This window comes from Mesorhizobium sp. M0045 (genome assembly GCF_040323385.1).
Classification (GTDB): domain Bacteria; phylum Pseudomonadota; class Alphaproteobacteria; order Rhizobiales; family Rhizobiaceae; genus Mesorhizobium.
Genome location: NZ_JAMYUY010000002.1, coordinates 252,499 through 267,980, shown reverse-complemented (window position 1 = coordinate 267,980; position 15,482 = coordinate 252,499). Strand labels below are relative to the sequence as shown.

The 15,482-nt window shown below is 62.9% G+C and carries 10 protein-coding genes; 8 read left to right on the top strand and 2 right to left on the bottom strand.

What is annotated here, in order from left to right; translation table 11 throughout:
* Positions 1 to 37 precede the first annotated feature (37 nt).
* Positions 38 to 3,901: a peptidoglycan-binding protein gene (locus NKJ72_RS03995; RefSeq protein WP_352475941.1), complete on the bottom strand. Its 3,864-nt coding sequence runs from the start codon at positions 3,899 to 3,901 to the stop codon at positions 38 to 40.
* Between the two features lie 553 nt (positions 3,902 to 4,454).
* Here NKJ72_RS03995 and NKJ72_RS03990 point away from each other — a divergent pair.
* The 8 genes from NKJ72_RS03990 to NKJ72_RS03955 all read left to right on the top strand — a co-directional run bounded on the left by NKJ72_RS03990 (position 4,455) and on the right by NKJ72_RS03955 (position 13,861).
* A complete protein-coding gene (locus NKJ72_RS03990) occupies positions 4,455 to 4,916 on the top strand; it encodes a MerR family transcriptional regulator (RefSeq protein ID WP_254816399.1) in 462 nt (153 codons plus the stop codon).
* A gap of 248 nt (positions 4,917 to 5,164) precedes the next feature.
* On the top strand, positions 5,165 to 6,961 hold the full coding sequence (locus tag NKJ72_RS03985; RefSeq protein ID WP_352475940.1) for an acyl-CoA dehydrogenase: 1,797 nt from the start codon (positions 5,165 to 5,167) through the stop codon (positions 6,959 to 6,961).
* Between the two features lie 231 nt (positions 6,962 to 7,192).
* A complete protein-coding gene (locus NKJ72_RS03980; RefSeq protein ID WP_352475939.1) occupies positions 7,193 to 8,362 on the top strand; it encodes an acyl-CoA dehydrogenase family protein in 1,170 nt (389 codons plus the stop codon).
* A gap of 8 nt (positions 8,363 to 8,370) precedes the next feature.
* Positions 8,371 to 8,826 (top strand): OsmC family protein, encoded by a 456-nt coding sequence (locus tag NKJ72_RS03975; protein WP_352475938.1) that lies wholly within the window; start codon positions 8,371 to 8,373, stop codon positions 8,824 to 8,826.
* A 17-nt stretch (positions 8,827 to 8,843) separates the two neighbouring features.
* Positions 8,844 to 10,052: an acetyl-CoA C-acetyltransferase gene (locus NKJ72_RS03970; RefSeq protein WP_352475937.1), complete on the top strand. Its 1,209-nt coding sequence runs from the start codon at positions 8,844 to 8,846 to the stop codon at positions 10,050 to 10,052.
* A 12-nt stretch (positions 10,053 to 10,064) separates the two neighbouring features.
* Positions 10,065 to 12,284 (top strand): 3-hydroxyacyl-CoA dehydrogenase NAD-binding domain-containing protein, encoded by a 2,220-nt coding sequence (locus NKJ72_RS03965; protein ID WP_352475936.1) that lies wholly within the window; start codon positions 10,065 to 10,067, stop codon positions 12,282 to 12,284.
* An 81-nt stretch (positions 12,285 to 12,365) separates the two neighbouring features.
* Positions 12,366 to 13,010 carry a S24 family peptidase gene (locus tag NKJ72_RS03960; protein ID WP_352475935.1) on the top strand — a complete coding sequence of 215 codons (645 nt, stop codon included), beginning with the start codon at positions 12,366 to 12,368 and terminating at the stop codon, positions 13,008 to 13,010.
* A gap of 11 nt (positions 13,011 to 13,021) precedes the next feature.
* Positions 13,022 to 13,861, top strand: coding sequence for a thermonuclease family protein (locus tag NKJ72_RS03955; RefSeq protein ID WP_352475934.1), 840 nt, complete (start codon positions 13,022 to 13,024; stop codon positions 13,859 to 13,861).
* Here the strand turns inward: NKJ72_RS03955 and NKJ72_RS03950 are convergent.
* The gene (locus tag NKJ72_RS03950; protein WP_352475933.1) at positions 13,824 to 15,479 is read right to left on the bottom strand and encodes a lysine--tRNA ligase; all 1,656 of its coding nucleotides are present in this window, start codon (positions 15,477 to 15,479) and stop codon (positions 13,824 to 13,826) included. The two genes, NKJ72_RS03955 and NKJ72_RS03950, sit on opposite strands and share 38 nt — an antisense overlap.
* Positions 15,480 to 15,482: the final 3 nt, after the last annotated feature.

Genomic DNA, 15,482 nt, shown 5'->3' with positions numbered 1-15,482 from the left:
CTGTGGCAAGGGCGTCGCGGAAACGACGCATCTGCCGTTATTTACGCGCGAGCAGCGCCTTGACCAGCTTTTCGTCGATCGCGCCGGTTGCCCTCATATCGTTGTCGGCCTGGAAGGCCATGATTGCGTTCTTGGTTTTCAGGCCCATCATGCCGTCGGGATTGCCGGCCTCGTAGCCGTTCTTGTTGAGAATGCGCTGGATGTTCTGGACCGCTTTCTTCATATCGATGCCGGCGGTCGTCTGCGGTGTGCCGTCCTGCCACGATTCAGGAATGTCGGCCGAATTGGCGGCTGGATCGAGCGGCTTGGCTGTCCACAGTTCAGCCGCGGCCCGCGCACGCTCCAACTGCTCGGGCCTCAGCGCCTTGGCGATCTCGTCGCGCTTGGCCGCTGCATCCTTGTCGCCGGTCTTGGCGACGAGCGCGAACCATTTATAGCTCTCCTCGAGATTCTGCTTCATGCCGACACCCTTCGCCGCGAGGATGCCGAGATTGAACTGGCTGTCCTTGACGCCGAGATCCGCCGCCGCCTGGAACCAGCGTGCTGCCGATTCGTTGTCGGTCACGCCGTCCGCCGCCATCGCAAACAGCACGGCAAGATTGTGCATTGCGCTGGCATTGCCCTGCTCTGCGGCAAGCTGGTACCAGGTCTTCGCTTTCTTGATGTCGCGTGCGACGCCGATGCCCTTCTCGTAGAAATTGCCGATGCGGTATTCTGCCGGTGCGAAACCGAGTTCGGCAGCTCTCTCATACCATTTGGCCGCCGCCGTCATGTCTTCCTTGACACTGCGTGACTCGGCGTAGCGCGAGCCGATCTCGAACAGCGCCTTGGCGTCGCCGCCGGCCGCTGCATCGCGCAGGGCGGCCGGACCGGCATCGGCCGGAACGTCGATCTTGGCAACGCCTGCCGGGGCAGCATCCGCCGGCGGCACAGTGCCGGTCGTGTCCTGCGTCGCAGCGGGGGCCATAGCAGGCGCGATAGGCTTTGGCTCGGCGTCGCTGGCCGTCGCCGCTGCCGGCGCGGGCACTGCGGCCGTGGTGTCTGGCGCCGCCAGGTCAGCGGACGCTCCGGAAGGCGAGGGCGCCGTCGATGCTTCGGCTGCCTGTGTGGCGGGGCCGGTTTGCGCCGCCGTGTCGTCCTTGGTCATCGATGCGGATGGCTCGGCCTGCCTGACGGTGGGCGACGGCTCGCTCTCCTGTGTTGTTGTCTGCGTGTCCGCCTTCGGCTCGCTGGCAACGCTGGCTAATGCGGTTTCCACCGGCTGTACGGCCACGGCTGGTGCCGCCTCATTGTCGGCGACTTCGACCGGGTCGGAGAAGAAGGCTTTGCCCAGTTGCAGGCCGGCAAGCGCCAGCATGATGGCGATTGCCCCCATCAGGATCGGCTTGCGCCGCGCCTTGAGCAGGTCGCCGATCCTGAGTGCCTTGACCGGGCCTTTCATCGTCGACTGGCGCTTGAGGGCGTCCGCCTCGGCGGCCGCCGCTTGCGCAGCCCTTCTGGCTGCCGCGATGAAGTCCGATTTCGCCGCCTCGGCGCTGCCTTCCCGGGCCGGCTGCCCGCGCTCGTCGCGCACGCGCTTCATGATGGCGCTGAGGTCGGGTGCGCCGGAGCCGGGTTCCAGTGGCCGGTTGGCGAGCTTGGGGTCGAGGGGCTCGTCGAGATCGACGCTCGGTATCTCGGCGCTCGGCGCCGAGCCTGCAAGCGGCGGCGTCTCGGTCTCCTTCTTGCCCTTCAAGGCGCGCGCCAGCCCGCCTAACATCGATTTCCTGCCGCCGCCTTGTTCGTTCTTTTCACGTGTCGTGTCTGAACCGAGAGCCGCCAGGGCGGCTGCCGCGGCGGCCTCGGCCGGCGTTCGCGGACCTGGCTCTCCGCGCACGAGCGCCGCGGCGCGGCCGTCGAGATCGGCCATGTTGCCCGTCAACGGCAGCGGCTGGTCGAGGTCCATCGACGGTGCATCCTGCACCGAGATCTTGGATGCCCGCCCGGAGCGCTTACTCAACTCCGCGCTTGCCGGTTCGCCGGTCTCCAGTGAACCAAGCCTGTCAACGATCTTGAGCAGCGTATCGTGGATAGCCTCGAACGTCCTCGAATTGCGCTCGTCCGAACGGCGCGTCAGCGCCTCGAGCGTCTTCAGGTCCTGGGCGAGGCCGGTAACGGCCGCCGTGTTGGCGCTTGATCCGGCCAGCGAGCGGACGGCACTCTCGGCCGCCTCGCGCGCCGCGCCGAGGATGGAATCGCGGGTTCCGGCCAGCGATTTCTCGATTTCGTTGAGACGCGGGCTGATGTCGTCGAATTCCGGCAGCGGCGTGCCGGGCTTGGAAAGGTGCGCCGTCAGGCCGGCGACCTGCGCTTCGAGGCTGCGGATCAAAGCCGGGTCGATGCTGGCGACTTGTGCGGCGGACGAATCCAGCCGGCTTGAGATGTCTTCGAGCCGGCTCTCCAGGCCGCGGATCGCCGCCTCGTTGGCGGGATCTGGAACGCGTGTCTCCATCCGCTTGGCCAGCGCGGTGAAGCGGGCGTCGATGGCATCCATGATGTCGGCGTTGTCGACCTGCGGCATGCGCTGGTCCAGCCTGTCGGCGACCTCGTCCAACCGGCGCTCGAGGTCGCGAAACAGCATGTTGCCTTGTTCGATGGCGTCGCCCTGGCGGCGTTCCATCATGCTGGATAGCACGTCGAAGCGCTGCTCGAGCCCCTGGAAGATGTAATCGGCGTCGGGCATGGCCGGTGCGTGGTCGATCTTGTCGGAGATAAGCGCGATTTGCCTGGCAAGGCGCTCCATCGCCTGTTCCGGCAGATTGGCTCGGCCGGCCAGTTCGTCCACGCGGCTCGACAATGTGTTGAGCCGGTCGATGACCTCCCGGCCCGGACGATCCTGCGACACTTCTTCGATTTGCTGGGCCAGTGAATCGATCCGCTTCTCGATGCGTTCGAAGGGCTCGGGGTCGAACGAATTGGCTTGCGCGGCAACCGTCGAGGCGACGATCGCGCGGGAAATCTCGTCGAGCCGCTCGTCGATCTGGCTGAATGTGTCGCTGCCGCGATTGTCCTGCTGGCGGGCGAAATGATCGACCGCTCCGGCAAGCGTGCGGACCTTTTCTTCGAGCGAGCGCAGCGACAGCGATTCCGGCAGATTGCTGACGGCATTGCTGATCTGTTCGAGCCGCTCCGTCAGCGCCGACAGGCCGGGCGCGTCGGAGCGCTTGCGCTGATCGGCGTCGACGCGGTCCTCGAAGGCGTTCCAGCGGCGGTCGAATTCGTCCCAGCGGCGGCCGACCGCCTGCACGCTCTCCTCGCGCGCTAGCGTATCGAGCGCGGCCTTGACCTGCTCAAGCTCGAGCCGCAGCATATTGACGCTTCTGTCGTCGCTTTTTTCGGCCAGTGTCTGGATGGCGCCGGAAAGCCGCTCGAACTCGACGCCGAGTTCGGCGCTGCCTTTGCCGCCGCCATTTGACTGGAAGGCTCGCTCAATATTCTTGCGCAGTACGTCGAACTCGCGTTGCAGGCCGGAGGTCATCTGCTGGCGCAGCTCTTCGCGCAGGCCGCGCAATTCTCCGGCGATCTTGCCGGCTAAGGCGACGCTGTCCTCCTGACCGCGCACCCGGTCGATATCGCGGGCGATCGCCTGGTAGTTCTGGTCGAAGGCCGCTGCTGGACCTTTCGGCTGCTGCGCCTCGCGTGGGTCTTCATACCGGCGCTGCTGGCCATAGGGTTGAGCGCTGGGATAGCGCGGTTCTGCCGCTGGTCGGCGCGGATCGGGGTGGTTTGTCGTCTCCTCGCGCGTCCGCTCCAGCCGCTGCTCCAGAGTTTCCAGGGAGCGGTTGAGCTCTTCAAGCGTCGTGTGCGGCCGGCGTTGCCTGCCGGCGTTGAGTGTATCGAGGTAGGACCGCTTGCTGTTCATCAATGCGCCCGTTTCAGAATTGCTGGCTTTCACCAGGTTCCCAAAGTCCTGCCGGGACGAAGGCGACTGCTTGGCTTGTTGCAGTGGAAGACGAGCTTCCCGGGTCTCATCCGCGCTCCGAAAACCGTGAAAAATTTCAATACAGGATAGACACGGGTAACCGACATGCGCACATTTCGCCCCAACGTGGTAAACAACGCGTTAACCAAGCTTAAGAAGTTGCAACTTTGTCGGCTGGCTGCGGACGGCGCCGGGTGTCTTCTATTGGACGCACAAAGGACGCCGTGGACGTTTGATCAGCCGCATGATCGCTCCCGAAATCGGCAACGACTTTTTAGGTTATCCGCCGGCGCTGCGGCATAAAGTTCCAAGCCTAGAACGCTCTTGCGTGGTAGGGCGGCTATCGATATAGAATTGACGTAAACGTAAATGAGCGGATTACGCCGTTTGCGATTTGTTTGTTGAAACCACGAGTGGAAGCACGCCCCCGCTTTCACTCAGGCGACGCTAGGTCCGCGACCGCGACGCCATCAGACGGGGAAAGCCAGTGACCATGAAACTTATTTCGCCCGGCCAAGCCGCGGCCAACACCAACGATATGTCGAGCGAAGCCGGTGAAGAGCTTGTCCGCATCGGCGAAATGGCCAAGAAATACGGCGTGACGCTGCGTACGCTGCGTTTCTATGAGGACAAGGGTCTACTCAACCCGCAGCGCGACGGCTCGACCCGCCTCTATACGCGCCGCGACAGGGCCCGGCTGAAGCTGATCCTGCTTGGCCGCAAGGTCGGATTCTCGCTGCGTGACGTCAAGCAGATGATGGACCTCTACGATCCGAACGGCTCCAACACAAAGCAATTGCGGCTGGCGCTCGACAAGTCGGAGAAGCAGCTTGCCCGTCTGCAGAAGCAGCGGGCGCTGATCGACGATGCCATCAGCGAACTGAGTGCTTCGATGTTGACCGTCCGGCAAATGCTGATCGAGCGCTCGACGCCGCAGGCCAGCGTGGCGAGCTAAACTAAGCTTTCGATTTCCGACGGATAAGAGCCGCGCGGCTTTCGCTGCGGGGTTCTTCGTCGTTTGCCGTCCTTCGCCGTTTGCGGTCTTGGCGCGCGGGAGAAAATTCGTCGCACCGCAGAATTGACGTTTACGCAAACGTCAACATTTGCTATCTCCGACCCGTCATACTGGCCCGCCTGCTATCCTCATACACTGGTACACTGGGGCTGATTTCGGGGCCAAGACCGCATGGTGGAGGAAAACGCATGCCGATCTACAAGGCGCCGATCCGCGACACGATGTTCGTGCTGAACGAAGTGCTGGGGTATCAGCGCTATTCCAATCTTCCCGGATTTTCCGACGCCACGCCGGATGTGCTCGAGGCCATCCTTGCCGAAGGGGCGAAACTCGCTGAAAACGTGATGCAGCCGCTGAACCGTGTCGGCGACACGGAAGGTTGCGTGCGCCATGACGACGGTTCGGTAACGACGCCGAAAGGCTTCAATGAGGCCTTCGACCAGTATCGCGAAGGCGGCTGGATGGGGCTCGCCGCACCTGTCGAGTTTGGCGGGCAAGGCTTGCCCTACGCGGTGCACACCGCGGTTGCCGAATACATGGTGTCGGCCAATATGTCGCTGATGATGTATGCGGGCCTGACGCAAGGCGCGATCGCTGCGATCATCACCCATGGCACCAAAGAGCAGAAGGCAACATGGTTGCCGAAGCTGGTCGAGGGCGCCTGGACCGGCACCATGAATCTGACCGAGCCGCACTGCGGAACCGATCTTGGCCTGCTGCGCACCAAGGCCGTCCCAAATGGCGACGGCACCTACAGGATATCCGGCCAGAAGATCTTCATCTCGGCCGGCGAGCATGACATGTCGGACAATATCGTCCACCTGGTGCTGGCCCGTATCGAGGGCGCGCCGGATGGCGTGAAGGGCATCTCCCTGTTCATCGTGCCGAAGTTCAAGCTCGATGCCTCAGGCAATCCGGGCGAGAAGAACACCGTTTCCTGTGGCTCGATCGAGGAGAAGATGGGTATCCATGGCAACTCGACCTGCGTCATGAATTACGACGACGCTGAAGGCACGCTGCTCGGCGAGGCCAATGGCGGGCTGAAAGCAATGTTCACCATGATGAATGAGGCGCGGCTTGGCGTCGGCCTGCAGGGGCTCTCGCTATCGGAGGTCGCCTACCAGAATGCGGTTTCCTACGCCAAGGACCGTCTGCAGGGCCGCTCGCTGTCAGGACCGAAGGCGCCGGACAGGAAGGCCGATCCGATCATCGTTCATCCGGACATCCGCCGCAGCCTGATGACCATGAAGGCGTTCAACGAGGCCGGCCGCGCGCTGGCGCTGTGGACGGCGATCAAGTCCGACATCGCTCACCGCTCCGGTGACGACAAAGATCGCCAGGTCGCAGACGACTATACCGGCCTGATGACGCCGGTGGTCAAGGGCGTGCTCACCGACAAGGGTTTCGATCATGCGGTAATGGCGCAGCAGGTGTTCGGCGGCCACGGCTATATAGAAGAACACGGCATGAGCCAGTTCGTCCGCGATGCCCGCATCGCCATGATCTATGAGGGTGCCAACGGCATCCAGGCGCTCGACCTCGTCGGCCGCAAGCTGGCCTTGAATGGCGGCCGCGCGGTCCAGGTCTTCTTTAGGGAAGTCGGAGAGTTCTGCGAGGAGAACCGCACCGACGAGAAGATGGCGCCCTTCACCAAGGCGCTTAAAAAGGGCCTCGACGATCTGCAGGCGGCGACGATGTGGCTGGTGCAGAACGGCATAGCCAGGCCCGACAATGCGGGTGCCGCCTCGACCGACTACATGCATCTCTTCGGCCTGGTGGCGCTGGGCTATATGTGGGCCCGGATGGCCAAGGTGGCCGCAGCGAAATTGGCTGATGGTCCCGACGGCGCTTCGTCTTTCTACGACAACAAGCTGGTGACGGCGCGCTTCTTCGTAGAGCGGATCATGCCGGAGACGTCGGCGCATCTTGCCCGCATCTCCAGCGGTGCCGACACATTGATGGCACTGCCGGCGGAAGCGTTCTAGCTTCGGCGTTCCCCTGCCCCTCGAGGGAGGGTGGCCCGAAGAGCCGGGAGGGGTTCTGCGTGCAGTGCGCCGACCTCCATTCTGGTGCATGCCTTGGAGGAAAATGATCGCAATGCCGTGGCACATGGCGCAGGTTGTAAAAGATAAGGTCGAGCAAGTCATCGGCGACTCCACCCGGCCGCTTCGCGGCCACCCTCGTCTCGAGGGGGACGTCGGCGCGAGGGAGAAACCATGACCAACCCCGCCGAAATCCTGGGCCTTCCCAAGCCCGCCTGGGCGGCGGACGAGGTCGGCATGCTTTACGACATGGCGCACCGCTTCATGTCGGAAGAGATCGCGCCGCGTTACGACGAGTTCGAGAAGAACGAGATGGTCGACCGCGAAAGCTGGCAGAAGGCGGGTGCTGCCGGACTGCTGTGCGCCTCGATGCCGGAGGAATATGGCGGATCGGGCGGCACCTTCGCGCATGAGAGCGCCATCATCGAGGCGATCGGCCATGTCGGCGTCGACGGGTTCGGCATTGGCCTGCACAATTCGATCGTTGCCCCCTATATCCTCCACTACGGCTCGGAGGAGCAGAAGAAGAAATGGCTGCCGAGGCTGGCGACCGGCGAGCTGATCGGCGCCATCGCCATGACTGAGCCGGGTGCGGGCTCCGACCTGCAGGGCATCAAGATGCGTGCCGAAAAGGACGGCAACCGGTACAAGCTCAGCGGCTCGAAGACTTTTATCACCAACGGCCAGCTCGCCAATTTCATCATCGTCGTTACCAAGACCGATCCTGAGAAGGGCGCCAAGGGCATCTCGCTGATCGTCGTCGAGACTGACGAGGTGGAGGGTTTCGCGCGCGGCCGTAACCTCGACAAGATCGGCCTCAAGGCCAACGACACGTCGGAACTGTTCTTCAACGACGTGCGTGTGCCGACCTCGAACCTGCTCGGCAATGACGAAGGCCAGGGCTTCGTCCAGTTGATGCAACAATTGCCGCAGGAGCGGCTGCAGATCGGCACCACTGCTATTGCCATGGTCGAGCGGGCTCTGGCGCTTACCATCGACTACGTCAAGGAGCGCAAGGCGTTCGGCAAGGCCATCATCGAATTCCAGAACACCCAGTTCAAGCTTGCCGAATTGAAGACCGAGGCGACCATCGGCCGCGTCTTCTATAATGACTGCATTGCCCGCCATATTAACGGTGGCCTCGACCCGGTGACGGCTTCGATGGCCAAATACTGGCTGTCAGACCTGCAAGGAAAAGTCGTCGACGAATGCCTTCAATTGCATGGCGGCTATGGCTACATGAATGAATATCCGATCGCCCGCATGTTCCGCGATGCCCGCGTCCAGCGCATCTACGGCGGCACCAACGAGATCATGAAATTGCTGATCGGGCGGAGCCTTTAGGAGGTCGCATGTCGAAGCATTTTGCTGGGCTTCGCTGGAAGTCGGGGGCACGGGAGGATTTCCTTTCCGGCCGCTGTTCCCGGGTCCATGAACTTCATTTTGATGGTGGCGCGGTCATCTCCGCTTCCGCATCGCCGTCGATTGTGCCGGCACCTTTTAGCGATGCAACGATCGTCGATCCGGAAGAACTGTTCGTCGCTTCGCTTTCTTCTTGCCACATGCTCTGGTTCTTGGATCTGGCAAAACGCGCTAAGCTCAATGTCCGATCTTATCACGACGAAGCCGAAGGCCTGATGGCCAAGAATGCTGAGGGGCGCACAGCCATCACACATGTCACCCTTCGGCCGCTCGTCGAATGCGACGCAGATGCGGCTATGATCGAGAGTATTCATCACAAGGCGCACGACGCCTGTTTCATCGCCAATTCGGTGCGGACCGAAGTGGTGGTCGAGCCCCGATTTTAGATCACAGGAGATCACCAATGGCCGAAGCTTATGTCTATGATGCCGTGCGCACGCCGCGCGGCAGGGGCAAGAAAGATGGCTCCCTGCACGAAGTGCCGGCGGTGCGGCTCGGCGCCAAGGTGCTCGAGGCCATCCGCGACCGCAACGGGCTGGACACTAGCACCGTCGACGACATTATCTTCGGCTGCGTCGATCCGGTTGGCGAGGCGGGTGCGGTCATGCCACGTGCCGCCGCTTTCGAAGCCGGCTACGACACCAGGGCGCCCGGCATGCAGATATCGCGCTTCTGCGCCTCGGGCCTCGACGCCATCAATTTCGGGGCCGCCAAGATCGCGCAAGGCGCCGACGAGATCGTCATTGCCGGTGGCGTCGAATCGATGTCGCGCGTCGGCATGGGCGCCTCCGGCGGCGCCTGGTTCATGGATCCCTCGGTCGGCCTGCCCGGCTGGTTCGTGCCGCAAGGCATATCGGCCGACCTGATCGCCACCAAATACGGCTTTTCGCGCGATGACGTCGACGCCTATGCGGTCGAGAGCCAGAAGCGCGCCGCCAAGGCGTGGGGAGAGGGCCGCTTCAAGAATTCGGTGATCTCGGTCAAGGACCAGAACGGCCTGACCATCCTCGACCATGACGAGCACATGCGGCCCTCGACCGACATGCAGTCGCTGGCCGCACTCAATCCGTCCTTCGTCATGCCGGGCGAAATGGGCGGCTTCGACGCCGTCGCCGTGCAGAAGCATCCCGAGGTGGAAGAGGTCAACCACGTCCACCATGCCGGCAATTCCTCCGGCATTGTCGACGGCGCGGCGGCCGTGCTGCTCGGCTCGAAAAAGGCGGGAAAGACGCTCGGCCTCAAGCCGCGCGCGCGCATCCGTGCGTTCGCCAATATCGGCTCCGAACCGGTGCTGATGCTGACCGGCCCGGTCGACGTCACCGAGAAGCTGTTGAAGCGGGCGAAGATGAAGCTGCAGGACATCGACTTGTTCGAGCTCAACGAGGCCTTCGCTTCGGTGGTGCTGCGCTACATGCAGGCTTTCGACATTCCGCATGACCGGATCAACGTCAATGGTGGGGCCATCGCCATGGGCCATCCGCTCGGCGCCACCGGTGCGATGATCTTCGGTACGGTGCTGGACGAATTGGAACGCCGTGACCTCAACACCGCGCTGGTGACGCTTTGCATCGGAGCCGGCATGGGCACTTCAACGATCATCGAACGCGTCTGACGGAGAGAGATGATGAGCTACGCCAATTTCACCCTCGACATCGACGCCGACGGCATTGCGCTGGTCACCTGGAACATGCCGGACCGTTCGATGAACGTCTTCACCGAGGAGGTGATGCGCGAACTGAACGCCATCGTCGACAAAGTGGCAAGCGATGCAGTGATAAAGGGCGCGGTGATCACCTCCGGCAAGGATACGTTCTCGGGCGGCGCCGATATCACCATGCTGCAGAAGATGCTGGCGAGCTTCGCCGCCGATAAGGCGAAGGACCCGGAGAAGGCGACCAAGGCGCTGTTCGACAAGGCGGGCGCTATGAATGGCCTGTTCCGTAAACTGGAAACGTCGGGCAAGCCGTGGGTTTCGGCGATCAACGGCACCTGCATGGGCGGCGCGTTCGAATTGTCGCTCGCCTGCCATGGCCGTGTCGCGGCCGATTCCGACCAGGTGAGGATGGCGCTTCCGGAAGTGAAGATCGGCATTTTTCCAGGCGCCGGCGGCACCCAGCGCGTGCCGCGGCTGACCGACCAGCAGCAGGCGCTGCAAATGCTGACGTCCGGCCAGACGCTGTCGCCGCAGAAGGCCAAGTCAATGGGCTTGATCCATGAGATCGCCGAGGCGGACAAGCTGGTCGAAACTGCCAAGGCGATGATCAAGAACGGCTTGAAACCGGTGGCGCCATGGGATGAAAAGGGCTTCAAGCTGCCCGGCGCTCCGATCTATTCGGTGGCAGGTGCCAATCTGTGGCCGCCGGCTATCGCCATTCTGCGCCGCGAGACCTATGGCAATTATCCCGCTGCCGCCGCCATCCTGAAATGCGTCTACGAGGGCCTGCTGGTGCCGTTCGATACCGCCTTGCGGATCGAGCAACGCTACTTCACCGAGATCATGCAGACCAGGGAAGCGGCGGCGATGATCCGCTCATTGTTCGTGTCGCTGCAGGAACTGAACAAGGGCGCTCGCCGCCCAGCTGGTGTGCCGGAAACGACGTTCAAGAAGATCGGCGTGCTCGGCGCCGGCTTCATGGGCGCCGGGATCGCCTATGTAACGGCCAAGGCCGGCATTCCGGTGGTGCTGCTCGACCGCGACATGGAGTCCGCCACCAAGGGCAAGGCGCATTCCGAGACCCTGATCTCGGATCAGGTGAAGAAGGGCCGTGCCAAGCCGCAGGATAAGGATCGGTTGCTGTCGCTGATCACGCCAACAGCCGATTACGCGGATCTTGCCGGCTGCGATCTTGTGGTCGAGGCGGTGTTCGAGGACTCGGCCGTCAAGAAGGATGCCACCGAACAGGCCGAGGCTGTACTCAAGCCGTCGGCGATCTTCGCCTCGAATACGTCGACCATACCGATTACATCGCTGGCCAGGAATTCGGCGCGGCCGAAGAATTTCATCGGCATCCACTTCTTCTCGCCGGTCGACAAGATGATGCTGGTCGAGATCATCCTCGGCAAGAAAACCGGCGACAAGGCGCTGGCCACCGCGATCGACTTTGTCCGCGCCATCAAGAAGACGCCGATCGTCGTCAACGATACGCGCGGTTTTTACGTCAATCGCTGCGTACTGCGCTACATGTCGGAAGCCTACAAGATGCTGATCGAAGGTGTTCCGGCGCCGATGATCGAGAATGCGGCGAAAGCCGCTGGCATGCCGGTCGGTCCTCTGGCGTTGACCGACGAGACGGCGATCGACCTTGCCCAGAAGATCATGAAGCAGACCATGCGCGACCTCGGCGACAAGGCGGTCGATCCGAAGCAGATGGCGCTGATCAACACGATGGTCGACACGCATGGTCGCTTGGGCCGTAAGAACAGCAAGGGCTTCTATGACTATCCGGCAAAACCGGCAAAGAAGAAGCTGTGGCCAGGCCTCAGGGACCTCTACCCGCAGCTGTCGCCGGAGCAGGTCGACTATGAGGAACTGAAGCAGCGGCTGCTGGTCACCATCGCGCTTGAGGCGGTACGGGTGATGGAAGAGGGCATCGTTACCGACCCACGCGAGGCCGATGTCGGCTCGATCCTGGCCTTCGGCTTCGCACCTTATACAGGCGGTGCACTGTCCTACATCGACGGCATCGGCGCGAAGAAATTCGTCAAACTCGCCAAGCGCCTGCAGAAGAAATACGGCGCCGAGTTCAAGGCGCCGAAGCTGCTGCTCGACATGGCCGAGAAGGGCGAGACCTTCTACGAGCGCTTCGATCCCTATACCAGGAACGAGGCCAAGGAGGCGGCCTGACGCCGTCTCCGGCGGTGGACAAGATGGCGGCCAAGGGGTAGAACAGCGAAGGTATTTTTTCCTGTTTCGAAGGAGAGCAAGGTGCTCTCGCACGACCGCGTTTGGGCCGCCATCGACGCTCTTGCCGAGCGTTATTCGCTTTCGGCCTCCGGCCTTGCCAGGCGCGCTGGGCTCGACTCGACCGCCTTCAACAAATCGAAGCGGCTGTCCTCAGATGGGCGGCCGCGCTGGCCGTCGACCGAATCGCTGGCCAAGATCATCGAGGCGACCGGCGCCTCGCTGGATGAATTTGCAGGGCTGGTCGAAGGCCGGGGTAATTCCGGCGCACTGCCCGTGCAGAAATCGTCGGTGCCACTGCTTGGCTTCGCCCAGGCCGGCGCCGGTGGCTTCTTCGACGACGCCGGTTTTCCGGCGGGGCAGGGATGGGACCTGATCGAACTGCCGGCACGGGCAACCGAAACCTCCTATGCGTTGAAGGTCCAGGGCGATTCCATGCTGCCGCTCTACCGCAATGGCGATGTCCTGATCGTCGAGCCGGGAGCTACCATACGAAAGGGCGATCGCGTCGTCGTCAAGACAAATGCCGGCGAGGTGATGGCTAAGGTGCTCGACCGCCAGACACCGAAGTCGATCGCGCTGGTCTCCCTCAATCCCGATCACCCGGACCGCGACATCCCCATGGGCGATGTCGAATGGGTGGCGCGGATTGTCTGGGCAAGCCAGTAGGCGCGGGGCCGGTGCGTCTGCCTCACCTTGCCTTGGCTGTTCTGGCGATCCCGGCGATGGCCACGGCAATTGTCGCCGGCGGCCGCGCCGTCCAGAGCGAAGGCGGCGGCGCCTGGGAGCAAATCCAGGTCGGCGCTGAACCGCAGCCCGCCGCGCCGGCTACGTCGGCCATCCCGAAACCAGTGCCGGCCAAGCAGGCGGCGCATTCGAGGGCAATCGATCCAGAAATCGTGGTGCCGCCGCAGCTCGGTTCCAACGAGCTTGAACGGATAGAGCCGCGCGCCCCGTTGAGCGATCTGGCATTGGCCGGACCGCCCAAGCCGCCAAAAACGAAAATGCCCGACGACTGGAAAGGCACGAAACTATTCCAGCCCATCGCGCCGGCCGCCGGGGTCATCGAAGCAAAGGGCTATTCGATTGCGGTTTCCGGTATCGACATCGTCAAGCAGGAGGAGACTTGCACCGACGGCGGCGAGTCCTGGAATTGCGGCATTCGGGCGCGAACGGCCTTCCGCGCCTTTCTCCGCAGTCGTGCGGTGGTCTGTGCCGTGCCGCCCGAAGGCGGTCGTGATCTGATCGCCGCCGAGTGCCGGATCGGCAATCAGGATATCGGCCAATGGCTGGTCGAAAATGGCTGGGCGCGCGCCGCTACGGGCGGCCCTTACGTAGAAGCCGGCGAGAAGGCGCGTGCAGCAAAAAAAGGCGTCTTCGGGCCGGCGCCGAGCGTTTCACGCCTGCCGCCGCTCCCGGCTGCTGCGTCGCGATCCGCGCCTGTAGCGCCTAGCTCGATCCTGGAGGAGCAGGACGGCGCCCTCACGCCGCCAGCTGACCAGCCAGCGCCCGCTGAATGAGCTCGCGCGTTTCGGCGATGCCGTAGAGCGCGGCGAAGGAGCCGAAGCGCGGCCCGCGTTCCTGACCTATCAGCACCTGATAGATCATCTGGAAGAAGGCGACGGAGACACCGGGTCCGCCCTCCGGGCTCTGCTTGGAATGATCCTGGTAGCGCTCGATCTTGCGCGCAACATTGAGGGCGGCGTTCTGGATTGCCTCGCTGTCGGCATCAGCCGGCAGCGCGGCGAGCGCTTCCGAAAGCTTGGTCAGCGCCTCGCGCTCGACCGCGTCGGCAGCACGGTACACTTTCGCCGGCTTCACGAAATCGTCGAAATAGCGGATGGCATATTCTGCCAGCCGGTCGAGCTCGGGATGGCTCGTCGGCGTCACACCCGGCGCGTGGCGCGAAATGAAACCCCACAGCACGCTCCTGTTTTGGGCATTCGAGGCGCTGACCAGGTTGAGCAGCAGCGAGAACGGAACCGGCAGGTCGACTGCCGGGGGATTGCCGTCATGCATGTGCCAGACCGGATTGCCCAGCCGCTCCTTCCAGTCCTGCCTCTGATAGGCAGAGAGGAACGTATAATACTCGTCCACTGCCTTCGGGATAACGTCGAAATAAAGCTTCTTCGCGGTTCGCGGGCGCTGGAACATATAAAGGCTAAGACTCTCGGTCGGCGCGTAAGTTAGCCACTCGTCGATGGTTAGCCCATTGCCCTTCGACTTCGAGATCTTCTGGCCGTGCTCATCGAGGAACAGCTCATAATTGAAGCCCTCCGGCGCCGGAGCATCGAGCGCGCGGCAAATCTGCCCGGCGAGCTTGACGGAATCGATCAGATCCTTGCCGGACATCTCGTAATCGACGCCGAGTGCTGCCCAGCGCATCGCCCAATCGGGCTTCCATTGCAGCTTGGCATGACCGCCGGTCACCGGCGTCTCGAAGCGCTCGCCGGTGTCCGGATCGCGCCACACGATGGTGCCGGCGCCGAGCTTGCGCTCGTCGATCGCGACTTGCATGACGATCCCGGTCTTGGGATGGATCGGCAGGAAGGGCGAATAACTCAGCGCCCGTTCCTCGCGCAGCGACGGCAGCATAATTGCCATCACGTTATCAAAGCGCTCGAGCATCTTGAGCAGCGTCGCGTCGAAGCGGCCGGAAGTATAATAGTCGGTCGAGGAAGCGAATTCGTAATCGAAGCCGAAACGGTCGAGGAAAGCGCGCAGCCGTGCGTTATTGGCGGCGCCGAACGACGGATACTCATTGGAGAAAGGGTCCGGTATCCTGGTCAGCGGCTTGCCGAGATAGGCGCGCAGCATGTCCTTGTTAGGCACATTGTCCGGCACCTTGCGCAATCCGTCCATGTCGTCGGAGAAGCACAGCAGTCGCGTCTTGACCTTGTCTTCGGTCAGCACGCGGAAGGCGTGGCGCACCATAGATGTGCGCGCCACCTCGCCGAACGTGCCGATATGCGGCAGGCCGGACGGGCCGTAGCCGGTCTCAAACAGCACCGTTTCCGGGTAGCCGCCGATCGCGTAGCGAGCGACGATCTTTTTCGCTTCCTCGAACGGCCACGCCTTGCTTTCGGCGGCGGCGGTGAGGACTTCCGGACTGAGATCGATCGGCTGTTGTTCGGCCATGAT

Excerpts from the sequence above, each read along its gene's own strand:
- NKJ72_RS03995 (WP_352475941.1), bottom strand. The coding sequence starts at position 3,901 with ATGAACAGCAAGCGGTCCTACCTCGATACACTCAACGCCGGCAGGCAA.
- NKJ72_RS03990 (WP_254816399.1), top strand. The coding sequence starts at position 4,455 with ATGAAACTTATTTCGCCCGGCCAAGCCGCGGCCAACACCAACGATATG.
- NKJ72_RS03950 (WP_352475933.1), bottom strand. The coding sequence starts at position 15,479 with ATGGCCGAACAACAGCCGATCGATCTCAGTCCGGAAGTCCTCACCGCC.
- NKJ72_RS03985 (WP_352475940.1), top strand. The coding sequence starts at position 5,165 with ATGCCGATCTACAAGGCGCCGATCCGCGACACGATGTTCGTGCTGAAC.
- NKJ72_RS03965 (WP_352475936.1), top strand. The coding sequence starts at position 10,065 with ATGAGCTACGCCAATTTCACCCTCGACATCGACGCCGACGGCATTGCG.
- NKJ72_RS03970 (WP_352475937.1), top strand. The coding sequence starts at position 8,844 with ATGGCCGAAGCTTATGTCTATGATGCCGTGCGCACGCCGCGCGGCAGG.
- NKJ72_RS03975 (WP_352475938.1), top strand. The coding sequence starts at position 8,371 with ATGTCGAAGCATTTTGCTGGGCTTCGCTGGAAGTCGGGGGCACGGGAG.
- NKJ72_RS03980 (WP_352475939.1), top strand. The coding sequence starts at position 7,193 with ATGACCAACCCCGCCGAAATCCTGGGCCTTCCCAAGCCCGCCTGGGCG.